Genomic DNA, 5,243 nt, shown 5'->3' on the forward strand with positions numbered 1-5,243 from the left:
GGCGAGGCGCTGCGGCTCGGAGAGCGGTACATGGAGGCGGCGCGCGAGTCGCTGTCCGAGGCGACGGCGTACCTCATGCCCCTGCGGGCGGCCTGCGTGGTGATCCGGCTGTTCGCCGGCGACGTCGACGGCGCCGAGCGGATGCACGCCGACGAGTCCGACCTCGACATCGCCCACGTGCACCACCACCGCAACGTGCCCGGCCTGGTCGAGGGCCAGATCGCGCTGGCCCGCGGCCGCTGGTCCGAGGCGTCCGGGCACCTGGGCGGCGCCATCGCGTCGCTGCGCGAGTCCGACCCGCGCGGGCTGCTGCCGGCGGCGCTCGCGCTGGCCGCCGAGGCCGCGGTCTGGCTCGGCGACGTCGACGAGGCGGCCCATTACCGCGAGGAGTCGCTGCGCCAGCCGGTGCCCGAGTCGTCCACGATCTTCGGCCGGCGACGGCGGACCCTGCTGTGGGTGGGGCTCGCCCGGCGCGAGGGCGACGCCGTCGACCAGGCCCTGGACGCTGCCGACAACGCCGCCGCGGCCGACCTGCCGCCCGCCGAGCTCGACTCGCTGCACGTGGCGCTGCTCGGCCTGGCCGACGGGCTGCCGACGGCGCGCGAGCTCACCCTCGCCGACGTCGCCGACCGCATGGCGGCCGCGGCGAAGCGCTGCGACGGCCTCGAGCGGGCCGAGGCGATGGCCGGCTTCGCCCACGCCCTGGCCGACGGCGACACCGAGCTGACGTCGGCGTACGAGGCGACACTGGCCGGCTACGGCATCTGGACCAACCCGCCGCGCCAGCAGACTGTCGCGCTCACCCGGCGCGAGCAGGAGATCGCCCCGCTGGCCGCCGCGGGCATCTCGTCGCGCGACATCGCCCGCCGGCTCACCATCTCGACGCGAACGGTCGAGAGCCACCTGGCCCGCATCTACGCCAAGCTCGGCATCACCAGCCGCGCGGAGCTCCCGGCCGCCCTCAGCGGACGGTGAGCCGGGCGCCACCGGGCGGGTCAGCTGCGGACGACCACCACGGGGGTGCCGACCTCGGTGTGCTCCCAGAGCGCGACGGCGTCCTCGAGGTCTTGGCGGATGCAGCCGTCGGAGAGCGGCGTGCCGAGCTGCGAGAGCGTCTGCACCTCGTCGCCGGTGGCGGTGGCGACCGGAAGGTCGTGGAAGCCGATGTTGGAGTTCTGGCCGCGGAAGAACCGGACCATGTACTCCATGGTCTCGGTGCCGTGCCAGCTGACGGCGTCGCGCGACTTGGAGAACACCTCGAAGGTGCCGGTGGGCAGCTGGTCGTAGCGGCTGCCGGAGACGAGGTAGGTGCGCACGACGGTGTCGTCGGCGTCGACGAGCCAGACCTGCTGCTGGGTGATGTCGAACACGACCCGGTGGCCGGACCCGCTGCCGGCCGGAAGCGGGGCGGTGGCCTCGGGCTTCACGTTCGGGTCGGCCGGCGGCGCCTCGACGACCTTGACCATGAGCGGCCCGGCGACCTTCGCGGCGAGCTCGCGGTCGGCGCCGCGGGAGCCGTCGGGCACCTCGCGCTGGTCGACGGGCGGAAGCACGCCGGCGTTGGCCGGGACGTCGGGCCCGGTGGCCGTGCCGGAGAGGCCGAAGACACCGGCGAGGGCGGCGACGGAGCAGCTGAGGGCCATGACTCGGGCGCCGCGGGTGCGGAGGCGAGCGCGGGATCGACGACGGGACACGTGCCGCGAAGCCGATCGGGACGAGACGCCGTAGCGCCCGGGCATCCGCGCTCCCTTCTGCTCGGTCGGGGGAACCGCGATTCAGCGTACGCCACCGCATCGGTGCGGTGGACCCGCCGGCATGATCATGCGCTCGGGCGTGCCCGGATAAACGTGACCGACCGGCGAAAACCTGGTCATCACGCCGTCACGGCGCGGCGGCATCAGCCGGCGTCGAGCCCCGCCCAGGACGCCCGGGTGGGCACCGAGGCGCGACCCTCGGGGCAGTGCTGCACGAAGTCGCACCAGCCGCACAGCGACGACGGGCGCGCCGGGAAGCGGGAGTCGCCGGTGTCGCCGTCCTTGAAGGCGGCGTCGGCCTCGGCGCACTCGGCCCCGATGGCGTCGGCGCGGTCGAGGTGGCGGACGAGGGTGCGCTCGTCGTGCTCCCACGCCACCACCGTGCCGCTGGGCAGGTGGTGCAGCTCGACCCGCCGGCACGGGGTGCGCAGCGTGCGCGTGGCGGCCGCGGCGTAGACGGCGAGCGCCAGCGACGAGCGTGCGTCGTCGGTGGTGAGGATGTGCCGGCCGGTCTTGTAGTCGACGATGACGAGCTCGTCGCCACGCTGGTCGACGCGGTCGATGCGGCCGCTGAGCGACGTGCCGCCGTGGACCAGCGCGACCGTGCGCTCGACGCCGCGCGGCTCGTCGTCGGGGTCGAGGCCGGCGACGTAGCCGGTGACCATGTCGCGCGCCCGGACCCGCCACACCTCGGCCTGCTCGGCATCGCGGAAGCCCTCGGCCGTCCAGTACTCGTCGACCAGTGCGCCGGCCCGGTGCACCGTCCGCGCCTCCTGCGGCAGCCGCCACCAGCCGGCCAGCGCGTTGTGCACGACGGCGCCCAGGGTGTTGTGCGCCCACGGCGGGCCCTTGGGCGGCGGCGGCCGGTCGAGGTAGGTGAACCGGTAGCGGCGGGGGCAGTCGAGCCAGGTGTTCAGGCGCGTCGGCGTGGCGCCGTAGAGGCGGCGCGGCATGCCGTCGAGCGTGGGCTGGCTCATGGGGTCATTCTTCCCGCCCGCACCGACAACGTTGCCTCTCCCCTGTGGGACTCGCCGCCGCCCGGGACCTCGCGGTCGGCGTGGAGGCTGATCCTCACCCCGCGCCCTCCACGAACGCCCGCACGGAGTCCGCGACCAGCTGCACCGCGATGGCCGACAGCAGCAGGCCGGCGATGCGCGTGACCAGCAGGATGCCGGACTCCTTGAGCACCCGCAGCAGCACCACGCTGAACCGCATGGACGCCCAGAGGCACAGCAGCACCACCACGACACCCAGCACGAGCGCCAGGTGGTCCCAGCCGCCGTCGGAGTCCTGCACGAACACCATGGTCGCGACGATCGCGCCCGGCCCGGCCAGCAGCGGCGTCCCCAGCGGCACCATGGCGACGTTGGTGCCGGCCGCGGTCTCGGGATGGTCGGCCTTGCCGGTCAGCAGCTCGAGCGCCACCAGCAGCAACAGCAGCCCGCCGGCGCCCTGCAGGGCGGGCAGGCTGATGTGCATGTAGTCGAGGAGGGTCTGCCCGAACAACGCGAACACCGCGATGACCCCGGCCGCGACGGCGACGGCCTCCCAGGCGGCCCGCTTGCGCTCGGCCGGGCGCCGGTTGCCCGTCAGGGCCAGGAACACCGGCACGGTGCCCGGCGGGTCCATGATCACGAAGAGCGTGACGACGACCTCGCCGAACAGCTGCCAGTTCATCCAGGGGCTCCGGGTGGGCTCGTGTGGTCGCTCGCCGGCGGGCTCAGTGCACGCCGGCCAGCGATCGTAGCCGCTCCCACTCCTCCGGCGCCGTGGTGTTGACGCCCAGCTCGTGGTCGAACTTGCCGGTGCCGTGGTAGTCACTGGAGCCGGTGACGACCAGCCCGAGCTCGTGCGCCAGCCGCCGCAGCGTCCGCCGGCTGGACTCGTCGTGGTCCTGGTGGTCGACCTCGATGCCGTCGAGCCCGGCGTCGCGCAGCGCCTCGATGGACGACGGCGTCAGCGCGCGGCGGGCGCCTTCGCGGCCCCACGGGTGCGCGAGCACGCACACCCCGCCGGCGGCGTGCACCAGGTGGATGGCCTCGTCGATGGGCGGTGCGTACTTGGCGGCGTAACCCGGCCGGCCCTGGCCGAGCCACCAGGCGAACGCCTCTTCGCGGTCGCGGACGTAGCCCTTGGCGATCATGGCGTCGGCGACGTGCGGGCGGCCGACGGTGGCGGCGTCGGGCGAGTGGGCCAGGATGTCGGCGACGTCGAGGGGGAACCCGGCGGACGTGAGCGCCGCGGCGATGCGGGCCAGCCGGGCACGGCGGTCGTGCCGGACCCGGGCGAGCTCGTCGGCCAGCGGCTGGTCGGCCGGGTCGACCAGGTACGCCAGCAGGTGCACTCCGTGGCCGCGCAGGTCGGTCGAGATCTCGGCACCGGGCACGACCTGCACGCCGGTCTCCTCGCCCGCGGCGAGCGCCGCCGCCCAGCCGTCAAAGGTGTCGTGGTCGGTCAGCGCGACGACGTCGAGCCCGACCTCCTTGGCCCGCCGGACGAGCTCGTCAGGCCGATCGGTGCCGTCGGAGACGCTGCTGTGCGTGTGCAGGTCGATGCGCAACAGTGGCACCCTCGGTGTGGTCGCGGACGTCCGTCGGCCTATCGATCGTAGCCCCGCTCCAACCACGGCGGAGGCGTTCCGTACGGCAACAGGTCCGCCTCGTGGCCGAGATCACGTAGATCGACCACGTGGACGTCCTCGAGCAGCAGCACACCCGCCGACTGCGGGTACAGGATGACCCACAGCCAGCTGCCGCCCCAGTGACCCACGTAGACGGCGCGGTCGGCCGGTCCCTCGACGAACCACATCGGCACCGTGCGGCCCTGAACCAGGATGCGCGCGTGCGGCTCGCCCTCGACGGCCTTGCCCGGGTCGGCGCCCTCGAGCCCGGCCAGCCCCGCGCCGAGCCCGACGCCCTGCTCCTCGGCGACGATGAGGAAGTCGCCCGGCCCGCCCATGGGATTCGGCCCGGTGATGCCGACCCCGCTCGCGCGCACGCCCCCGGCGTCGTCGCCGGCGTGGATGACCGCGCCCACGACCCACCCGCGCGGCAGCGGCCACGGCAGCCACAGCGGCACGTGCGAGCTGCGGGTCAGCTGGTGCACCAGCTGCGCGCTCGGCGCCGTGACGGGCGCCAGGGGGTAGACCTCGCCGTGCACGGTGCAGATCCACCGGTTGGACCACGCACCGGGCGGCCGGGTGGGCAGGCCGCACCGCGGGCAGGTTCGTTCGCCTCTCACACGACGACGCTGACGTGTCGGCGCTGGCCCGTCAAGCGGCTCGCGAGAACACGCCCTCGGTTTGCTGGATGAGAGGTTGGCCTGCGCCGCCGTCCCCCGGTCCCGTCGGGCGCCGCCTGAGGTTCGCCGGGGTTGTGAGGTTTGGCTCCCCGTCCCCCTTGCTGCCCATTCTCTTAACCCCGGGCACCCGCCTCAAGCCGGCGCCCTCTGTGGTCACCCCGCCGCTGTGCTCGCGGGGCTTCGGCTTGA

The 5,243-nt window shown here is 74.3% G+C and carries 6 protein-coding genes; 1 reads left to right on the top strand and 5 read right to left on the bottom strand.

Annotated features, from left to right (window positions below; all coding sequences use genetic code 11):
* On the top strand, nucleotides 1–975 hold a 975-nt coding region (locus E1212_RS28815), incomplete at its 5' end, for a helix-turn-helix transcriptional regulator (RefSeq protein ID WP_131988942.1).
* 20 nt (nucleotides 976–995) lie between these two features.
* Here the strand turns inward: E1212_RS28815 and E1212_RS28820 are convergent.
* The 5 genes from E1212_RS28820 to E1212_RS28840 form a co-directional block, all read right to left on the bottom strand.
* Complete coding sequence (locus E1212_RS28820) at nucleotides 996–1,643, bottom strand: L,D-transpeptidase (RefSeq protein ID WP_131988944.1); 648 nt, start codon at nucleotides 1,641–1,643, stop codon at nucleotides 996–998.
* Between the two features lie 254 nt (nucleotides 1,644–1,897).
* On the bottom strand, nucleotides 1,898–2,731 hold the full coding sequence (locus tag E1212_RS28825; RefSeq protein WP_131988946.1) for a RecB family exonuclease: 834 nt from the start codon (nucleotides 2,729–2,731) through the stop codon (nucleotides 1,898–1,900).
* A 94-nt stretch (nucleotides 2,732–2,825) separates the two neighbouring features.
* The gene (locus E1212_RS28830; protein ID WP_131988948.1) at nucleotides 2,826–3,431 is read right to left on the bottom strand and encodes a MarC family protein; all 606 of its coding nucleotides are present in this window, start codon (nucleotides 3,429–3,431) and stop codon (nucleotides 2,826–2,828) included.
* A 43-nt stretch (nucleotides 3,432–3,474) separates the two neighbouring features.
* On the bottom strand, nucleotides 3,475–4,323 hold the full coding sequence (locus E1212_RS28835) for a PHP domain-containing protein (protein WP_203417373.1): 849 nt from the start codon (nucleotides 4,321–4,323) through the stop codon (nucleotides 3,475–3,477).
* A 29-nt stretch (nucleotides 4,324–4,352) separates the two neighbouring features.
* Nucleotides 4,353–4,994: a DUF6758 family protein gene (locus E1212_RS28840; RefSeq protein ID WP_131988950.1), complete on the bottom strand. Its 642-nt coding sequence runs from the start codon at nucleotides 4,992–4,994 to the stop codon at nucleotides 4,353–4,355.
* Nucleotides 4,995–5,243 lie beyond the last annotated feature (249 nt).

The sequence above is a fragment of the Jiangella ureilytica genome, assembly GCF_004348545.1.
GTDB classification, from domain to species: Bacteria; Actinomycetota; Actinomycetes; order Jiangellales; family Jiangellaceae; genus Jiangella; species Jiangella ureilytica.